This window comes from Vibrio sp. 704 (genome assembly GCF_033339295.1).
On record NZ_JAWOUH010000477.1, the window covers coordinates 1 to 682 of the forward strand.

Sequence of the window (682 nt, forward strand, 5' to 3'; positions counted from 1 at the left end):
TGATGACAGGGCAAATCCTAGGGGGCGCAAGCCCATTGGTTGCCATTAAATATCAACTGGTCATCATGCTAGCTATTTTTGTCATGATGAGCGTCTCTGTTGCCATCACACTTGAAATGACATTGAGCTTTGTACAAACAAAAGAAGGCCGTGTTACGGTCAAAGTACGCCCAGTTGATGGAATGAAGCGAGGTCAGTAATTGGCCACATAACCCCCTAATTTTATGAAATTTTCTGGATCTTCAGAGATACTCACGATCTTTGATACAGGTTATCCACAGAAAATGTGGATAAGCCACCAAAAGATATACGCAACCAGAAACATAGCCACATTTCTGAGTCTCCTGTCTTATCAACATGCAATGGTCACATTTTAGTCAACTCAATGACATCTTCGGCTTCTACATTGTGCTTAGAGACAAAATGGAGCAGATATCATGGACGTATTGATCATGGCGGAAAAACACGATGAGTTACTGTCTGACTTGCCGGTTGAATGGCTTGTGCAAGAGCCAAAAGAGATCACTTCTCACTGGTTGCCAAACGAGTTTGGAATCAATGAAGAGCTGATTTAGAAAGCACTTTACCCAACTACAATGCACAAAAAAGGCGAGCTACCTAGCTCGCCTTTCTCTTTCTTTGCTCTCTATCGCAGATGCTTGTCTTCATCACGTAGATAGAT

General features: G+C 42.4%; 2 protein-coding genes. Both read left to right on the forward strand.

Annotation, left to right across the window (positions count from 1 at the left end; all coding sequences use genetic code 11):
* Nucleotides 1–200, forward strand: a 200-nt coding sequence (locus R7R24_RS27220) for an ABC transporter permease (protein ID WP_318120200.1), incomplete at its 5' end; no start/stop codon positions are given.
* Between the two features lie 237 nt (nucleotides 201–437).
* A complete protein-coding gene (locus R7R24_RS27225) occupies nucleotides 438–575 on the forward strand; it encodes a hypothetical protein (RefSeq protein WP_005478877.1) in 138 nt (45 codons plus the stop codon).
* Nucleotides 576–682 lie beyond the last annotated feature (107 nt).

Excerpts from the sequence above, each read along its gene's own strand:
- R7R24_RS27225 (WP_005478877.1), top strand. The coding sequence starts at position 438 with ATGGACGTATTGATCATGGCGGAAAAACACGATGAGTTACTGTCTGAC.